Raw genomic sequence first — 16,027 nt, forward strand, 5'->3', positions numbered from 1 at the left:
CGGCAGCGGTCCGCCCGGCCGGGACACACCGGCGGCCACCGGCGCGGCCACCGCCGCGACGGCCGCCGATCCGGACGCCGAACTGGACTGGACGCCGAACTGGAACAGCTGCGAGCCCGGGCCGCACACATCGCCAGCCAGATCGCCGCCCTGAAGGCCCGGCGCTTGGGTAGCTGTCCCAGCCCGCCAAATCTTTGATCTTGATGTCCGGGGGCGGGGACGTGGAACGGCCCGAGAGCGAAATGCTGCTCTCGGGCCGTTCGGGTGTGTTTGTCAGCCGATGGTGTCGCGCTCGTGGAGGTCGAGGGGTTCGAGGTCGTCTTCCTCGTCGTCTTGGTCGTCAGGCTCGGCGGGCGACGTTGACGACCTTGCCGGTGTAGCCGTCGTCGCCGAGTTCGACGCAGACCATGATCGGGGCTTCGTACCGTACCCACCTGCGCATGAGGGTCCTTTGTGTCGTCCTCGACGGTTGTCGACGGTCAGGGTATCGACGTGGCGTGTACCCGTGTGCCGGGGTGTTGGTCGTGGTCTGTCAGGGTGTTGCGGTGCGCCGGGAGTGGGATCTCGATGACTTGATCGCGTCGTGGACGTTGGTGGACGCGGATCAGGAGTTGCTGTCGCAGTTGCACGGCCGGAGCCGGTTGAGCTGCGCGTTGATGCTGAAGTTCTTCGAGATCGACGGCCGGTTTCCCCGGCACGTCGGTGAGGTGCCGCCGGCGGCGGTGGACTACGTGGCCCGGCAGTTGGGCCTGGCGGGCGACGACCCGGTGCGGTTCGAGGTGACCGGGCGCAGCGCCGAGCGGTACCGGACGCAGATCCGCGACGCGTTCGGGTTCCGGGTGTTCACCCGGGGCGACGAGGACAAGATGACAGCCTGGCTGGCCGAGCAGGTGTGCCCGAGCGAGCTGAACGAGGACCGGCAGCGCGAGGCGGTGCTGGCCCGGTGCCGGGCGGAGAAGTTGGAGCCGCCAGGCCGGATGGACCGGATCGTCGGGGCGGCCAACCGGATCGCCGACGGTCGCTTCTGCGAGGTCACGGTGTCGCGGCTGCCGGCCGACGTGGTGGCGGCGCTGTGGGCGGTGCTCGGCGACGAGAACGACACCATTGACGATGGCGAGGCGGCCGACGGACCGGATGACGCGGAGCGCGGCTTCTTCAGCGAGCTGAAGGCCGACCCGGGGCGGCTCGGGTTGGAGACGCTGCTGGCGGAGATCGTGAAGCTGCGTCGGGTCCGGGCGATCGGACTGCCGGCGGACCTGTTCACCGATGTGGCGGAGAAGCGGATCGCCCGGTGGCGGGCGCGGGCGGCGGCGGAGTACCCGTCGACGCTGCGCCGCGACCACCCGCCGGAGGTGTCCCTGACGCTGCTGGCAGTGTTGTGCTGGTGCCGGCAGGCCGAGCTGACCGACTCCCTCGTCGAGCTGTTCATCGACCTGGTGCGGGTAATCAACACCCGGGCGGAGCGGCGGGTCGAGCGGGAGCAGATCGCGGAGTTCCGCCGGGTCGGCGACAAGGAGAACGTGCTGTTCAAGCTGGCCGGGGTGTCGATGGCCCACCCGGACGGGGTGGTCCGCGACGTGGTGTACCCCGCGGTCGGCGAGGACACCCTGAGGAACCTGGTCGCGGAGGCCAAGGCGACCGAGTCGCGGCGACGCCAGCGGGTCCGCACGGTGCTGGCCAGCTCGTACTCGCACCACTACCGGACGATGCTGCCGAAGCTGCTGGACGCGCTCGAGTTCCGCTGCAACAACACCGCGTACCGGCCGGTGATGGACGCCCTGGCGGTGCTGCACCGGTACAAGGACCGCGACGGCCGGCTCACCCACTACGAGCGCGCCGACCGGGTGCCCCTCGACGGGGTGGTCCGGGCCGAGTGGCGGCCAGCGGTCGTCGACGAGCGCGGCCGCGTCGAGCGGGTGCCGTACGAGCTGTGCACGTTGCAGGCGCTGCGCGACGCGCTGCGCCGCCGGGAGATCTGGGTCGTCGGCGCCAGGGCGTGGCGCAACCCGGAGGCGGACCTGCCAGTCGACTTCGACCTGCACCGCGACATGCACTACACCGCGATCGCGCAGCCGACCGACCCGACCGAGTTCGTCACCGCCCTGCGCACCCGCCTCGATGCGTCCCTGGCCAGGTGGGCCCAGGCGATGCGGACCGGGACCGCCGGCACCACGATCGGCACCCGCAAGGGTCAGGTGTGGATCTCGGTGTCGAAGCAGCCGGCCCAGCCAGTGCCGGCGAACCTGGACGCGCTCAAGGACGAGGTGATCCGCCGGGGCGGCCGGTGCTGTCCAGGCGTGAGGGCCGCCCCGCCATCTACGGGCGGGTCTTCTGCTGGCGTTCGGCGGCGGCGATAGCCACCGCCAAGGCGTCGCGAGCGGCGTACAGGGCGCCGAGAACGTCGACGGTCGCGGCGCCGGGTACGGCGACGACGAACGCGCCTTCTCCCTGGGCGATCCGCAGTAGCCCCTCTTCTCGCAGGACCTCTTCAGCAGCTCGCACCGTGTTCAGTGCGACGCCGTAGCGGCCTTGCAGGTCGGTGATGCCGGGCAGCTTGGATCCGATCGGGAACTCTCCGGCGACAATCCGGTCGCGCAGATCATTCGCTATATCAAGATATTTAGGCACAGCTAGAACTCTAGACAGAGGCGAGCATCGGCACAACCCACCACGCCAAGGCTGTTCACCGCCCGGATATCGGCGTCGGCGCGCTCCACCCGTTGATCACCCCGCGGACGGACGATCCGACAGGGGTCGGGCTCGTAACGTCCTCGGCGCACAAGCTGATGACGGGAGATCTCGATGGACAGTGCTTCCCCCCGACCGTACGGTCGGCGCTTCGCCGCGGCGGCGATGGTCGCCGGCGGCGTCCTGTACGGCGTCGCGAACGCCTTCTACTGGCTCATGTTCCCCGACGAGGTGGCGGAGACCGCCGGGAACGTGACGGTGGCCGGCGGGAACCTCGGGGCGTGGCGGGTCGAGACCGTGCTGTTCACGCTCGCCCACCTGCTTCTCCTGCCGGCGATGGCCGGCCTGGTCGTCGCGCTCGGCCGCAGCCGGCCGGTGGTCGCCACGATCGGCGGGTTCCTGGTCGTGCCCGCGCTCTACCTCGCGACGGTCCACCTGTGGCACTACAACGCGTTCTTCGGCGCGCTCGCCGCGGCGGGTGTGGAACCGGCCACGGCGCGGCCGGTCGTCGACGCGCTCGACCGGGACCCGTTCGTGATCACGTCGTTCGCGCTCTGGATCCTGGGCTGGCTGGTCGGCCTGCTGGTGCTGGCCTTCGGGGCGTGGCGGGCCCGCCTCGTGCCGGTCTGGGTGCCCCTGGCGCTGACCGCCGGCCAGGTCCTGGACCTGCTGTCGGCCAGCGTCGCACCGAAGCTCGCGGTGAGCGTACTCATGGCCGCCGGCCTGTTCGGACTGTCCCGCGCCGTCTCGGGACGGGCCGACGCCCGGCGGACGCGCGCCGATGCCGCGACCGGGCCGGCGGACCGACAGCCGACGGGCGCGGCGCCGCCCCGGTGACGCCGGCCTCCGGTGCGGGGGCGCGGACTCGGGCCGGCCGATGCGGCACGGCCCGACGCCCCGGGACATATCCCGGTCCGCTCGGGACAGCCGCCCATTGTCGACGGGACGGCGGAAAGTAGATCGTGGTGGCAGCCCGCGGGGGGCTCGAAGAAAGGACATCTTGTGCGACGGATGGCAGGACTCATCAGCGCGGCCGGTGTGGCGGGAACGATCGTCGGACCCGGGCCCGGCCTGCGGCCGTCGCGGAAGGCGACGAGCTGACCGGCGTGCCGGCCGGTCAACCCGGAACTGCCGGGCCGGCCGGGGCGACCCCGCCGGCCCGGCACCTTGAGCGAGGATTGCGGCATGCTTCCCTCGCCTCGCGCGCTGCTGCTGGACTTCGGTGGCGTCCTGGTGGACGCGCCGCCGCCACCGCCGGCCCCGCCGGCACTGGTCCGGCGGTTGTCCCGCCTCGTCGGCGGGGCGGTGCCGGACGACCGGATCGCCGCGGACCTGCGGCAGGGCGCCAAGGCGTACGCCCACTGGCGGGACGAGGTGGGAAGGTCGGGCGATCCCGTCGAGTTGCCCCACGCCCAGGTGTGGGCGGACTTCGTGACCCGCGACTGGCCACAGCGGGCGCGGGCCGCCGTCGAGCGGGAGGCGACGCCGCTCGCGTACGCCTGGACCTGGCGCGAGGAATGGGCCGTGCGTCCCGGCGTCCCCGAGGCCCTCGACGCCGCCGCCGACGCGGGTCTGCCCCTGGCGGTGGTCAGCAACACGCTCTGCGGCGCCGCGCACCGGGACTTCCTCGCCGCCGCCGGGCTGGCCCGCCTGTTCGCCGCCCAGTTCTACAGCGACGAGGCCGGCCCCCGTAAACCCAACCCGCGGCTGGCGCGCCTGGCGGCCGACGCGATCGGCGTGCCGGTCGCGCACTGCTGGTTCGTCGGCGACAGCCTGAACCGCGACATCGCGTGCGCCCGCCGGGCAGGAACGGGGGCGGCGGTTCTGATGCGCTCGCCCCGCACCGACCGGGAGGCCGCTCCCCCGGACCTGGAACCGGACGCGCGGATCGAGGACGGCCACGGGCTGCTCGCCCTGCTGCGTCGGGCCTGGGGCGCCCACGGCCCGTCAGCGTCCGGACGTGACGGCGCCTCCGCTCGATAGCGCCGGCCCGGCCGCCGCGGTCGTGCCGCGCTGGCCGGGCCGGTCACTGTCGGTTCAGCAGGCCGGTGCGCCGACGGGGCCGAGTCCGCTCCACCCGTACCAGTCACTGCCCGACACCCAGGTCTTCTGGATCAGATCGGCAACGCAGTGCCGAAATGCCGATACGCAATCTTGTTCACGCTGTTCTTCACGAATACGTCGATCCCCGTCGCCGACCGCGACGTCACCGCCGGCGCCGACGTGATCGTGTAATCACCCATGTCAGCCCACTGATACCAACCATGCGCCGACGTCCACGTGATCTTCTTCAACCGATTGTCGATCCCCTGCGCGAACACATCGATCCGACCCGAACCCGCAATCGCCGCCGGCTCACCCTTGATCGCCGCATTCCCATACAACGTCGACCAACAACCCCACGCACCCGACGAAAAATTCCGATGCTTCAAACGACCATCCGACGTCACCGCGAACACCTCCAACCCACCCACACCCCGCGACACCGCCGAGAACCCCGGCATCGACGACGGGCTGGACGAGGCGCAGTTCTGGCTGACGTACGTCTCCACGCCGGTGGCGTAGTCGAACGGGTCGCCGTGGAACGAGGCGGGGCGGATGTAGTCCGGCCAGCTCTGCTGGCTGCCCCGCCTTCCCACCTTTCGTCCCCGCGGCCGCGGCCAGTACCGGTTTCCCCCGGTCCTCGGCGCCCGCCGGCAGGTTGAAGTCGATCTCGTAGTTCCGGTGGGCGCTGCTGCGATCGGAGTTGCCCTCCCAGGTGGCGCCACACTGGAACGGGAGTTCGAGGTAGGGCTCGGTGGCGCTCGCGGGCGACGCGACCACCACCGTCGACAGGGCGAGCGTCAGGCCCACCACCGGGGCCAACAGTTTCAAGCTTGTTCGGAGAGACACCATCATTCTCCATCGACGAAGGAGGGACTGCCACAGGGTGGCTCCCCGCGGTGGGGGTGATGGTTAATCGATTGTTGTAGTTCGGCGAGCGTGGATTCCCGGGAGCCGACCGGCGGCGCCGTCCGAAAGGCACCGGCCCACAGGCTCCCGGAGCCGGCCAGGCCCGGTCGCGCGGGTGGCGCTCCACGACCCCCGAGCGCCGGGCCGCCGCGTCTTGATCGACTCGATGTCGGCGACAGAGGGGTGTCCGAACCCTCCCGATGCCGCCATGTCGGCGACATGCAGCTTCCGCCGGGACACGAGCTCACGACGGATACCAGGTAACCGATTGGGCCGACCGTACGGCCATGGCCGAAACAAATGGACGCGACCGCAAAGACATTGCCGGCCATCACTTGCGTAGCCACTGGTTGTTGGGAGAATGACGGGCAACACGGGAAGCCGCTGCACCGCTCGGCCGAGAGATGAGGTCGTCGTGACGATGCGTGACCCACTGCCCTCCAACCCCCTGCTCATCGGCGGTGACAACCGGTCGGGCACCACGCTGACCAGCGTCGTGCTGGACTCCCACCCCGATTTGGTGGTCGGCCCGGAACTGGATTTCACCGAGCCCCGCGATCTCGGCCCGTACATCGTGGAGTCCTGCGAGTTGCTGCTGCGCGACGATCCCCGAGTACGGGGCACCGGCGTCGAGACGGCCGATCCGGACTGGTATTTCGGCGTCCAGTTCGCCAAGCAGTGCCACCGGTTCGGCGTGTCCTTCCAGGACCTGCGGGACATCGTCGGCGGAGTCGTCGCGGACCTCGGCTCGGACATCGTCGACTTCGACGACCGGTGCCACGTGCTGCACGCGGTCGGCGAGTTCCGGCGGCGGCAGACCGGCCTGCCACGCTGGGGCATCAAGATCCAGCGTCAGATCCACCGGGTCGACGACTTCGCCCGGCTGTTCCCGGGGGCGCACTTCGTCCACGTCGTTCGCGACGGGCGGGACGTGGCGGCGTCCAACATCACCGGTGGGCAGGAGTGGGCGTACAAGACGGTGGAGCAGGCCGCCGCCGGCTGGCTCGGGGTCGTCGAGCGTCCGCACACCGTGGCGCCGCCGGACCGGTACCTGGAGATGCGCTACGAGGACCTCGTCGGGGACCCCCGGCGGACGTTGCAGCGGGTGGTGGCGTTCCTCGGCGTCCGCTGGGACGACGCGCTGCTGCGGCACGCCGAACTGCCGCACTCGCTCTTCGACAACCCGTACAACCACCCGAGCGCCGAGGCGACGGCACAGGCGCTGTACGGCGCGAAGGTGGGTCGCTTCCGCAGGGAACTGTCGGGCGAGCAGGTGGCCCGGTTCGAGGAACTGGCGGGGCACGAGCTGACGCGGCTGGGCTATCCCCTGGTCTCGTCGGACCGGGCACACACGTCGAGCCCGGCCTGAGAGTGGAGGGGGATCAGTCATGACCCACCCGTCCGGCGGTAGCGCCCCGACGGTCATCGTGATCGGCGGCGGGCACAACGGCCTGACCTGCGCCGCCTACCTCGCCCGGGCAGGGCTGCGCGTCACGGTCCTGGAACGCCGGGACATCCTCGGCGGGGCGTGCGTCACCGAGGAGCTCATGCCCGGGTACCGGTGCTCCACCGCGTCGCTGGTGACGTCGCTGTTCCGGCCGGAGATCGCCGCCGACCTGGACCTCGCCGCGCACGGCCTGGAGTTCATCCCGCGCAACCCGTCGGTGGTCGCGCTCTTCCCCGACGGGCGGCACCTGTCGCTCGGCTCCGACGAACGGGCCTGCGTGGCGGAGGTCGCCAAGTTCTCCAAGGCCGACGCGGACGCCTACCCCGCGTACGGCCGGACGATGCGCCGGCTGGCCGACCACATCGAGCCGCTGCTGATGAACCCGCTGCCGGGGCTGGCGCGGCCCCTCGACCCCGGTGCGCGCAACGGGCACGCGCCCGGGCGGTACGGCAGCGCCGACGCGGCGGCGGTGCTGCGGGACGCGCTGCGGCGGGCGGCCGAGCTGCCCGGCGACGACCTGCCGATGCTCATGGAGCTGCTCACGGGCAGCGCCGCCGGGTTCCTCGACCGGTGGTTCGAGTCGGACGCGATCAAGGTGCCGCTGGTCATCGACGGGATCACCGGGGTGGACGCCAGCCCGTCGATGCCGGGGTCGGCGTACCTGATGCTGTATCACATGACCGGCGTCACCGAGGTCGGGCGACCGGCGTGGGGCCAGGTACGCGGCGGCATGGGCGGGATCACGGCGGCGCTCGCCTCGGCCGCGCGGTCGCACGGCGCGGTGATCCGCACCGACGCCCCCGTGGCCCGGATCGTCACCCGCGACGGCCAGGCCACCGGGGTGGTGCTCGCCTCCGGCGAGGAACTGTCGGCGGACGCGGTCGTGTCGGCGGCCGACCCGTACACCACCTTCGTCCGGCTGATGGCGGCCGACGCGCTGCCGGGCCGCTACCGGCGCGCCATGGAGAACCGGCGGTTCCAGGGCGTGGCGATGAAGATGCACCTCGCGCTGGACCGGCTGCCGGAGGTCCGGGGATTCCCGCCCGGGCTCGGGCCGCAGCACAACGCGACGATGCTGATCGCACCCACGATGGAGTACCTGGAGGAGGCGTACGCGGACGCCCGGGCCGGACGCCCGTCGGCCAACCCGCACATCGAGGCCACGGTTCCCAGCGTGCTGGACCCGACGGTGGCGCCGGAGGGCAGGCACCTGATGGGGCTCTACATCCAGTACGCGCCGTACCGGCTGGCGGGCGCGTCGTGGGACGACATCCGCGAGTCGTACGCCGACCGGGTGCTGGAGTGCATGGAGGAGTACCTGCCGGGGATCACCGACTCGGTGGTGGACCGGTGCGTGCTCACCCCGCTGGACCTGGAACGCCGGCTGGGCCTGACCGGCGGGGACCTGTACCACGGCGCGATGACGGCCGACCAGCTCTTCTTCCTGCGCGGCGGCACCGGGCCGTCCAGCCACCACACCCCCGTGGAGGGGCTGTACCTGTGCGGTTCGGGGGCGCACCCCGGCGGTGGCGTCTTCGGCGTGCCGGGGCGCAACGGGGCGCATGTTGTCATGTCCGACCTGGACCGGAGCTAGGCACCCGAGAGGGGGCAGCGGTGGATCCCGACGACGCCGCGCTCGACTACGGGCTGGTCTCCCCGCTGGCCGTCCCGGCCGACTCGCGCGTGCCCGACGGGCTGACGGAAGGGTCGGGCCCGGCGGAGTACGACCGCTACTTCCGGATCGTCCGCGACCATCCGGGGCTGCCGGACTGGACGAGGGGCTGCCTGCGCGTGGCGGCGGAACTGGTGGCGGACCTGGAGCGGAGCAGCCTGCCGGCGGAGGACCGGGTCCGGGTGCTGGAGGGGCTGCTCGCGATCCAGCGGGTGACCCTGGAACGCTGGGTGGCCGCCGCGACCGACGACGCCGAGCGGGGTACGGCCGCCGGGGACTCCGCCCGGTCCGGGCCCGCGCCCGGCGACGCCCAGCGGTCCGGGCCCGCGCCCGGCGACGCCCGGCGGTCCGGGCCCGTGGCGGGCCCGGGGGTGGCGCCGTGACGGCCCCCGCCGACCGGCTCACCCCCGCCCAGCGGGAGGCGGTGCTGCGGTGGAAGCTGGGACACCAGGTGTTCCACCTGCTGCTGGTCGCCCTGAACACCCGACTCGACGAGACGATCGGGCGGCTCGACGCGGGCAGGTGGGACACCACCGAGGCGGACCTGCGGGAACTGGCCCGGCTGTACGACGCGTCGACCGCGACCATGCGCTACGCCGCGGACTTCCCGCGCGCCGAGTACCAGCGGCTGGTCCGGCCGTCGATGATGCCGCCGTTCGCCGGCGAGGGCTTCTCCGGCCAGTACAACACCGACCACGCCCGGATGCTGGACGGCCTGCGCACCCTGCGCCGACGGTACGAGGCGCGCCGCGGCGACGCGCCCGAGCCGGTACGCGCGGCGTGGCGGCGACTGCTGGACACGCAGCGGGTGAACCGCCGCAACCACATGCACGTGTGCCGCCGCTTCGTCGACGACGGCGACTCGCTGCTGCAGCGGTACTTCCGCCAGCAGCACGCCGCCGGCGCCGGGGGCGGGCGCGACGCACGCGGCCACGAGCTGGGAGGTGCGCCTTGATCTGGGTGCTGGAGCGGTGGCACTTCACGCCGGACGCCGGCGACGTCACCGCGGCGATGCAGGAGATGGACGACCTGCTCGGGCCGGCCGCCCACGCCCATCCCGGCTGGTGCGGGCACGCCCGGTTCTTCTCGGCACTCGACGACCCCCGTCGCGGGGTGATGCTCTACCCGTGGCGGTCCCGGGAGCTGCACGAGGACCTGGTCCGCGACGAGGAGCCGAGGCTCGCCGAGTTCTACCGGCGGTACTGCGCCCGGCCCCGGGACATCTCCTACTACGCCGAGGTGGCCGTCGACGTGGACGGCCACCACGACGAGGCTGAGGAGGCGACATGACCGGCGACGGCGGGCGCCCGGGTGCCGCCCTGGTGACCGGCGGTTCCCGGGGAATCGGACGGGCGATCGCGGTGGCGCTGGCCCGGGCGGGCTGGGACGTGGCCGTCAACTACCGCGCCGACTCCGACGCCGCGCAGGTCACCGTCGGGCAGGTGGCCGCGCAGGGGCGGCGGGGCGTGGCGGTGGCCGGCGACGTGACGGACCCGGACGACGCCGCCCGCGTGGTCGCGCGGGCGGAGGAGCGGCTCGGGCCGCTCGGGGCGCTGGTGAACAACGTCGGCGAGTTCCACTTCAAGCCGCTCGGCGCGATGTCGTACGACGAGTGGCGCGGCGTGCTCGACTCGAACCTCGGCAGCGCGTTCCTGATGAGCCGGCTGGTCCTGCCCGGGATGCGGCAGCGGCGGTTCGGGCGGATCGTGAACATCGGGCTGGGTCCGGTGCACCTGGTCCGGGCCGCGCCGAACGTGGCGGCGTACGCGGTGGCCAAGACGGGGGTCGTGGTGCTGACGATGAGCCTTGCCGCCGAGGAGGCCCCGTACGGCATCCGGGTCAACTGCGTCTCCCCCGGCCTGATCGACAACGGCTTCCTCCCGCCCGAGCAGGCCGGGTGGATGCACAAGCGGGTGCCGATGGGGCGGCTGGGCGAGGCGGACGAGGTGGCCGAGGCGGTCGCCTTCCTCGCCTCCGACCGGGCGTCGTACGTCTCCGGCGCCAACCTCACCGTCTCCGGCGGCTGGGACTGGTTCAACCGGCCGACCGACCACGACGGCGACGTCACCGGACTCTTCCTGGATGGTGAACGATGACGACCTCGAGCCGGGACAACCAGGCCGACCGCTCCGTACCGGCCCAGCGGGCCGCCCCGGCGGCGGGCGGCCCGCCACCGGGCCGGCGCAGGCTCACCCCGGCGACCGTGGTCGCCTTCGCCGCGCTGTGCCTGATCTGGGGCTCGACGTACCTGTTCATCAAGATCGGGGTGGATTACTGGCCGCCGGTGCTGTTCGCCGCGGTCCGCAACCTCGTGGCCACCGTGGCGCTGGCCCTCGTGCTCACCGCGGTGGCGCTGGTGCTGCGGCGCGGCTGGGCGCTGCCCGGCCGCAAGGGTTGGCTGCCGCCGGCGGTCTTCGCGCTGTTCCAGGGCACCGCCTTCGCGTTGATCTTCTGGGCGGAGCAGTACATCACCTCCGGGCAGACCGCCGTGCTGATCGCCGCGAACCCGATCATCACGCTGCCCCTGGCCCGGTTCTGGCTGAAGGAGCCGCTGCGCCGGCACCACTACCTCGCGGTGACGCTCGGCGTGCTGGGGGTGGCGCTGGTGGCCGGCACCCGGGAGGGGTCCGGGTTCACGGGCAGCGCCGGCATCCGGCTGGTCGCCCAGTTGGCGGTGCTGGTCGCCGCCTTCTGCTACGCGTTCTCGTTGCTGTACAGCCGCCGGTACATGCGGGGCGACAAGTACGTCAACACGGCGATCCACCTGGGCACGGCCGGCCTGTACCTGCTGCTGCTGTCGCTGGTGCTCGACCCGGGCGGGGGCACCCGGGTGGAGTGGAACACCCGGAGCGTCCTGGCCCTGCTCTACCTGGCGCTGCTGGGCTCGGCGCTGGCGTACTGGCTGCTGTTCTACCTGATCGAGCGGCTCGGTCCGGTGGAGGTGTCGTACAACACGCTGGTCAGCCCGGTCGTCGCGGTCCTGCTCGGCGTGCTGGTGCTGGACGAGCCGCTGACCTGGATGGTCGTGCTCGGCACCGCCGCGGTCGCCGCCGGCATCTACGTCGTGGTCCGGCCGCCCCGCAGCTCGACCACGCCCCCACCCCGGTCGGCCGCCGACCGGTGACGGCGGAACCGGGATGACCGACCCGCCGGAACTGATGATTCCCGGCCCCGGCGCGCTGCACGACGACGCGCTGGAGATCCTGGGCTCCCCCCTGCTCGCGCACTACGGGGGCGACTGGCCGCGCATCCACGCCGACCTGGTCGACGCGGTCGGTGCGCTGCTGGGCTGCACCGGCCCGTACCTGCTGCCCGGCACCGGCAGCGCCGCGCTCGACGCGGCGCTGTTCAACCTCTTCGAGCCGGGCCAGCGGGTGGTCGTGCCGGACACCGGATACTTCGGGGCGCGGCTGGTGGACATGGCCCGGGCGCACCGGCTCGACGTGGTGCGGGTGCCGGTCCCGGTCGGGGATCCGGTGCCGCTGGACCCGGTCGCCGACGCGCTGTCCCGCGGCGCGCACGGGCTGCTCTGCGTCCACGTGGAGACGTCCACCGGGGTACGGCACCCGGTGGCCGAGCTGGCCGCGCTGGCCGGGCCGGACGTGGCCGTGGTGGTCGACGGCATCGCCTCCGCCGGCGGGGAGGCCCTCGGCGTGGACGACCTCGGCGCCGACCTGGTCGTCACCGCCTCGCAGAAGGGTCTGGACGGGCCGCCCGGCATCGGCATCCTGGCCCCGAGCGCCCGTGGCCGGGCCCGGATCGCCGCCCGGCCCGACCCCTGCCGCTCGTGGTACTTCGACCTGCGGCGGTGGGAGGAGCACCGGGCCCACGACCCCGCGGAACCGCACCCGGTCACCATGCCGACGACGGCCCTGATCGCGCTGCTGACCCGGGTACGGGAGGCCCTGCGGACCGGCCTGCCCGAGCGGGTCCGGCGCCGCGCGGCGCTGGCGCGGCGGTGCCGGGAGGGCCTGGCCCGACTGGGCCACCGGCCGGTGCCCGCCGACGGGCACGAGGCCAACCTGGTGGTGGTCGCGTGGGCGGCGGACCCCGACGGTCTCGCCGACCGGGTGCTGCGCCGCGCCGGGATCATGGTCGCCCGCGGTCTCGGGCCGACCGAGGGCCGCGCCGTACGGGTCGGCCTGGTCGGTCGGAACGCGACGGAGCGGATGGTCGACCGGCTGCTGCTCGCCGCCGCTGACCCTCGGTGAGGCCATCGCTGCGCGGGGCAACGCATCGGTCCCGGTTCCACTACAGTCATGGACCGCGGGCGATCTCTGCGCCCCACTGTGCATCGGGGGCGGTTCCACTACGGAACGGGGTGGGGCGGACCAGCGTGCCTGTCGGCGCGCATCCGGCGCAGCGGGCTGCGCTGATGCCGCCCTGACCGAGTCGGGACGCCGCCGTTCTCCGCGACGTCGCCGACACGAGCTGCGGGACGTCGCCGGCATCCCCCAGCTCGTCGCCCTGCACGGCGCCTCCTGGCAGGGCGGCTGCCTCGCGGAGGCCGAGACCCGGCGCACGGCCACGGAGGTCCGCGTCGACGACCTGGGCGACTGGATCTACACCGCCACGGGCGACGACTTCGTCCCAATCACACCGGGCGGGACGCTGCTCGACACCCGCAGCGGCACCGGTGCGCCGGCGGGCCTGCGGGCGGGCGGTAGCACCACGACCTTTCCGGTGCTCGGGGTCGCGGGGGTGCCGGAGTACGGGGTGAGTGGCGTCCTGGTCGACGTGACCGCGATCAGCCCCACCGCCAACATCTACCTCACGGCGTTCCCCGAGGGCACCACCCGGCCGGTCACCTCGACGGTCAACGCCCACACCGGAGAGATCATCTCCACGACGTTGGTGGTCAAGGTGGGGGCGAGCGGCAACCTCTCCGTCTACACCAGCGGCGGCAACACCCACATCCTGGTCGACGTGCACGGGTACTTCAGCACCGTGTCGCCCGAGGTGGCGGCGACCGTCGTGCCCCCTCCGGCGTTGGGTGGCGGCTTCGTGTCGGTGCTCCACTCCCGGGTGGTGGACACCCGCGACGGCAGCGGGACCACGGCCGGCACCGTGCCCAACGGCGGAACCCGGACCTTCACCCTGACCGGCGGCAGCATCCCCGCCGGCGCGGCGGGCGCGCTCCTGGACGTCACGGTGGTCGGTTCGACCGGCTCCGGCTACCTGACCGCCTACCCGGCCGGCGGCACGGCCGATACCAAGAGCATGGTGGACTACGTCGGCGGGACCACCTCCCAGGGCGTCGCGGTGAAGCTGTCGGCCACCGGCGGGGTGACCGTGAAGAACCACGGCCCGGCGGTGCATCTGGTGATCAGCATCCAGGGGTACGTCACCGCGACGGCCAGGACCGGGGCCGGGCTGCGAGCGGTGCCGCCGACCCGGCTGCTCGACACCCGGGCCAACGGCGGAACGGCCATCCCGGCGAACGGGACGATCGGGGTCCAGATCAGCGGCAGCAACGGCATCCCGCTGCGCGACATGGACGGAGCCTTCCTCAACCTGACCGTGGTGAGCCCGACCGGCACCGGCTTCCTGAGCGTCAAGCCCGACGACGGGTGGCCGGTCGCCAGCGGCGCGGCGTCGGTGGCGAACTTCACCGCGGGCCAGCACGCCCGGTCCACCATGGTGGTCGTCAAGGGCGGCAAGGTCACGTGCGGCAGGTGCCTGGGCAGCGACGGTCGGATTCTGATCAAGAACGTCAGCGGCGGCACCATCCACCTGCTGGTCGACCTGCACGGCTGGTTCGGCCCGCCGCGTACCCTCTGACCCGCGCGCCGGCCGTTCGCCAGGTCCGCGTCGAAGCGGCCGCCGTGTTGCCTTCCTTCGGCGATCAGCCGACCGACTTGTTGTAGCTGTCGATGGCGCCCTGCACGCTCGCGGCGGCGTCCTTCATGGCCTGGTCGGCCGGCTTGCTACCGACGATCGCCGCCTCCAGGCCGTCCTCGGACGCCTTGCGGGCCTGCGGCATCACGCCCAGCAGGCAGCCGGCCGACGCGACCGACGGCGGCAGCGCGTGCAGCTGGTCGACAGCGGTACGGAACTGGGGGAACTGCGCCATCCAGTCCTTGTCGATCTGCTCGTCGAGGGCCTTCGCGTTGATCGGCACGTATCCGGTGCCGGTGTGCCACTTGGCCTGCTCGACCGGGCTGGAGGCGAACTTCACGAACTCCCAGGCGGCCCGCTTCTCCTTGGCGCTGTGGCCGACACCGTTGATCCACAGGGACGCGCCACCGATGATCGGGCCGCCCGTGGACGAGCTGCTCACCTTCGGGTACGGGGCGGTGAGGACGGTGAACTTGCCCTTCGCGGCGTCGACGTACCCGCGCAGCACACTGGTGGACTCCAGGTGCATCGCGACCGTACCGGCCTTGAAGGCCGCCTGGGCGTCGTCGGTCTTGCGGCCCGTGTTCGTCGCGTAGCCGCCCTTCACCAGGTCCGTCCACCACTGCGCGACGCCCACGGCGGTCTCCTGGTCGAACTGCACCTTCGTCGCCAGGCCCTTGCGCCCGTTGCCGTTGTCGCAGTACTCCTTGCCGTCGGTGGCGAGCAGCTGCTCCAGCAGCCAGCCGTAGATCGCCGCGCCGAAGCCGTACTGGACGGTCTTGCCGCTGGCGTCCTTGACCGTCAGCTTCTTCGCCAGCTCGCCGATCTCGGTGAGGTTCTTCGGCGGCTTCGTCGGGTCGAGGCCCGCGCGCTCGAAGGCCTCCTTGTTGAGGTAGAGCAGGGGCGTCGAGGAGTTGAACGGCATCGACCACAGCTTGCCGTCGATCGAGTAGTAGCTGGCGATGTTCGGCTCGATGTCGGCCGCGTTGAAGCCGTCCTTCTCGATGAACTTGTGCATCGGCACGACCTGCTTCGAGTCGACCATGAAGCGGCTGCCGATGTCGTAGATCTGGATCAGCGCCGGCGTGCTCTTCTGCTGGACCGAGGCCTTGTACTTGGCGATCGTCTCGTCGTAGTTGCCCTGGTAGACGGCCTTGACCTCGACCTTGCCCCCGCTCTGCGCGTTGAAGTCGGCGACGAGCGTGTCGACCGCGGTGGCGTTGGCCCCCTTCATCGCGTGCCAGAACTCGATGGTGGTCTTGCCCCCGTCCAGCACCTCGGCGCCGGACGCCTCCAGCGCGTCCTTTCCGCTGTCGGTGCCGGACCCGGAGTCGCCGCACGCCGTCAGGGCGGCGGCGGCGACGAGGGCGACGAACGCCGTGATGGTCCGGCGCAGCCGAAGTCGTGTCATTGGTTCTCCTTCTGGGAGG

General features: G+C 72.3%; 15 protein-coding genes. 12 read left to right on the forward strand and 3 right to left on the reverse strand.

Annotation, left to right across the window (positions count from 1 at the left end; translation table 11 throughout):
- The first annotated feature begins 545 nt into the window (after positions 1 to 545).
- Positions 546 to 2,357 (forward strand): DUF4158 domain-containing protein, encoded by a 1,812-nt coding sequence (locus ABGB16_RS26945; protein ID WP_347670884.1) that lies wholly within the window; start codon positions 546 to 548, stop codon positions 2,355 to 2,357.
- Here the strand turns inward: ABGB16_RS26945 and ABGB16_RS26950 are convergent.
- Positions 2,317 to 2,628 carry a winged helix-turn-helix domain-containing protein gene (locus ABGB16_RS26950; RefSeq protein WP_347670885.1) on the reverse strand — a complete coding sequence of 104 codons (312 nt, stop codon included), beginning with the start codon at positions 2,626 to 2,628 and terminating at the stop codon, positions 2,317 to 2,319. The genes ABGB16_RS26945 and ABGB16_RS26950 overlap by 41 nt on opposite strands.
- 174 nt (positions 2,629 to 2,802) lie before the next feature.
- Here ABGB16_RS26950 and ABGB16_RS26955 point away from each other — a divergent pair, with 174 nt between their 5' ends.
- The gene (locus ABGB16_RS26955; protein ID WP_347670886.1) at positions 2,803 to 3,525 is read left to right on the forward strand and encodes a hypothetical protein; all 723 of its coding nucleotides are present in this window, start codon (positions 2,803 to 2,805) and stop codon (positions 3,523 to 3,525) included.
- A 348-nt stretch (positions 3,526 to 3,873) separates the two neighbouring features.
- Complete coding sequence (locus ABGB16_RS26960; RefSeq protein WP_347670887.1) at positions 3,874 to 4,671, forward strand: HAD family hydrolase; 798 nt, start codon at positions 3,874 to 3,876, stop codon at positions 4,669 to 4,671.
- Between the two features lie 131 nt (positions 4,672 to 4,802).
- Here the strand turns inward: ABGB16_RS26960 and ABGB16_RS26965 are convergent, their stop codons facing one another.
- A complete protein-coding gene (locus ABGB16_RS26965) occupies positions 4,803 to 5,327 on the reverse strand; it encodes a hypothetical protein (protein ID WP_347670888.1) in 525 nt (174 codons plus the stop codon).
- Positions 5,328 to 6,061: 734 nt separating this feature from the next.
- Here ABGB16_RS26965 and ABGB16_RS26970 point away from each other — a divergent pair.
- From ABGB16_RS26970 to ABGB16_RS27010, 9 genes are all read left to right on the forward strand, one after another.
- A complete protein-coding gene (locus ABGB16_RS26970; RefSeq protein ID WP_347670918.1) occupies positions 6,062 to 7,009 on the forward strand; it encodes a sulfotransferase in 948 nt (315 codons plus the stop codon).
- A 19-nt stretch (positions 7,010 to 7,028) separates the two neighbouring features.
- Positions 7,029 to 8,681 (forward strand): NAD(P)/FAD-dependent oxidoreductase, encoded by a 1,653-nt coding sequence (locus ABGB16_RS26975; RefSeq protein WP_347670889.1) that lies wholly within the window; start codon positions 7,029 to 7,031, stop codon positions 8,679 to 8,681.
- Between the two features lie 20 nt (positions 8,682 to 8,701).
- Positions 8,702 to 9,142 (forward strand): hypothetical protein, encoded by a 441-nt coding sequence (locus ABGB16_RS26980; RefSeq protein WP_347670890.1) that lies wholly within the window; start codon positions 8,702 to 8,704, stop codon positions 9,140 to 9,142.
- A complete protein-coding gene (locus ABGB16_RS26985; protein ID WP_347670891.1) occupies positions 9,139 to 9,714 on the forward strand; it encodes a hypothetical protein in 576 nt (191 codons plus the stop codon). Before ABGB16_RS26980 ends, ABGB16_RS26985 begins: the two co-directional genes overlap by 4 nt.
- Positions 9,711 to 10,049 (forward strand): hypothetical protein, encoded by a 339-nt coding sequence (locus ABGB16_RS26990; RefSeq protein WP_347670892.1) that lies wholly within the window; start codon positions 9,711 to 9,713, stop codon positions 10,047 to 10,049. The genes ABGB16_RS26985 and ABGB16_RS26990 overlap by 4 nt, the downstream gene beginning before the upstream one ends.
- Positions 10,046 to 10,855, forward strand: coding sequence for an SDR family oxidoreductase (locus ABGB16_RS26995; protein WP_347670893.1), 810 nt, complete (start codon positions 10,046 to 10,048; stop codon positions 10,853 to 10,855). Before ABGB16_RS26990 ends, ABGB16_RS26995 begins: the two co-directional genes overlap by 4 nt.
- A complete protein-coding gene (locus tag ABGB16_RS27000; protein WP_347670894.1) occupies positions 10,852 to 11,883 on the forward strand; it encodes an EamA family transporter in 1,032 nt (343 codons plus the stop codon). Before ABGB16_RS26995 ends, ABGB16_RS27000 begins: the two co-directional genes overlap by 4 nt.
- Before the next feature lie 13 nt (positions 11,884 to 11,896).
- Positions 11,897 to 12,970 (forward strand): aminotransferase class V-fold PLP-dependent enzyme, encoded by a 1,074-nt coding sequence (locus tag ABGB16_RS27005; protein WP_347670895.1) that lies wholly within the window; start codon positions 11,897 to 11,899, stop codon positions 12,968 to 12,970.
- A 472-nt stretch (positions 12,971 to 13,442) separates the two neighbouring features.
- Positions 13,443 to 14,540: a hypothetical protein gene (locus ABGB16_RS27010; RefSeq protein ID WP_347670896.1), complete on the forward strand. Its 1,098-nt coding sequence runs from the start codon at positions 13,443 to 13,445 to the stop codon at positions 14,538 to 14,540.
- Positions 14,541 to 14,604: 64 nt separating this feature from the next.
- Here ABGB16_RS27010 and ABGB16_RS27015 read toward each other — a convergent pair whose 3' ends face one another.
- Positions 14,605 to 16,008 (reverse strand): ABC transporter substrate-binding protein, encoded by a 1,404-nt coding sequence (locus tag ABGB16_RS27015; RefSeq protein ID WP_347670897.1) that lies wholly within the window; start codon positions 16,006 to 16,008, stop codon positions 14,605 to 14,607.
- Positions 16,009 to 16,027 lie beyond the last annotated feature (19 nt).

Source organism: Micromonospora sp. B11E3, assembly GCF_039871625.1.
GTDB lineage: Bacteria > Actinomycetota > Actinomycetes > Mycobacteriales > Micromonosporaceae > Micromonospora.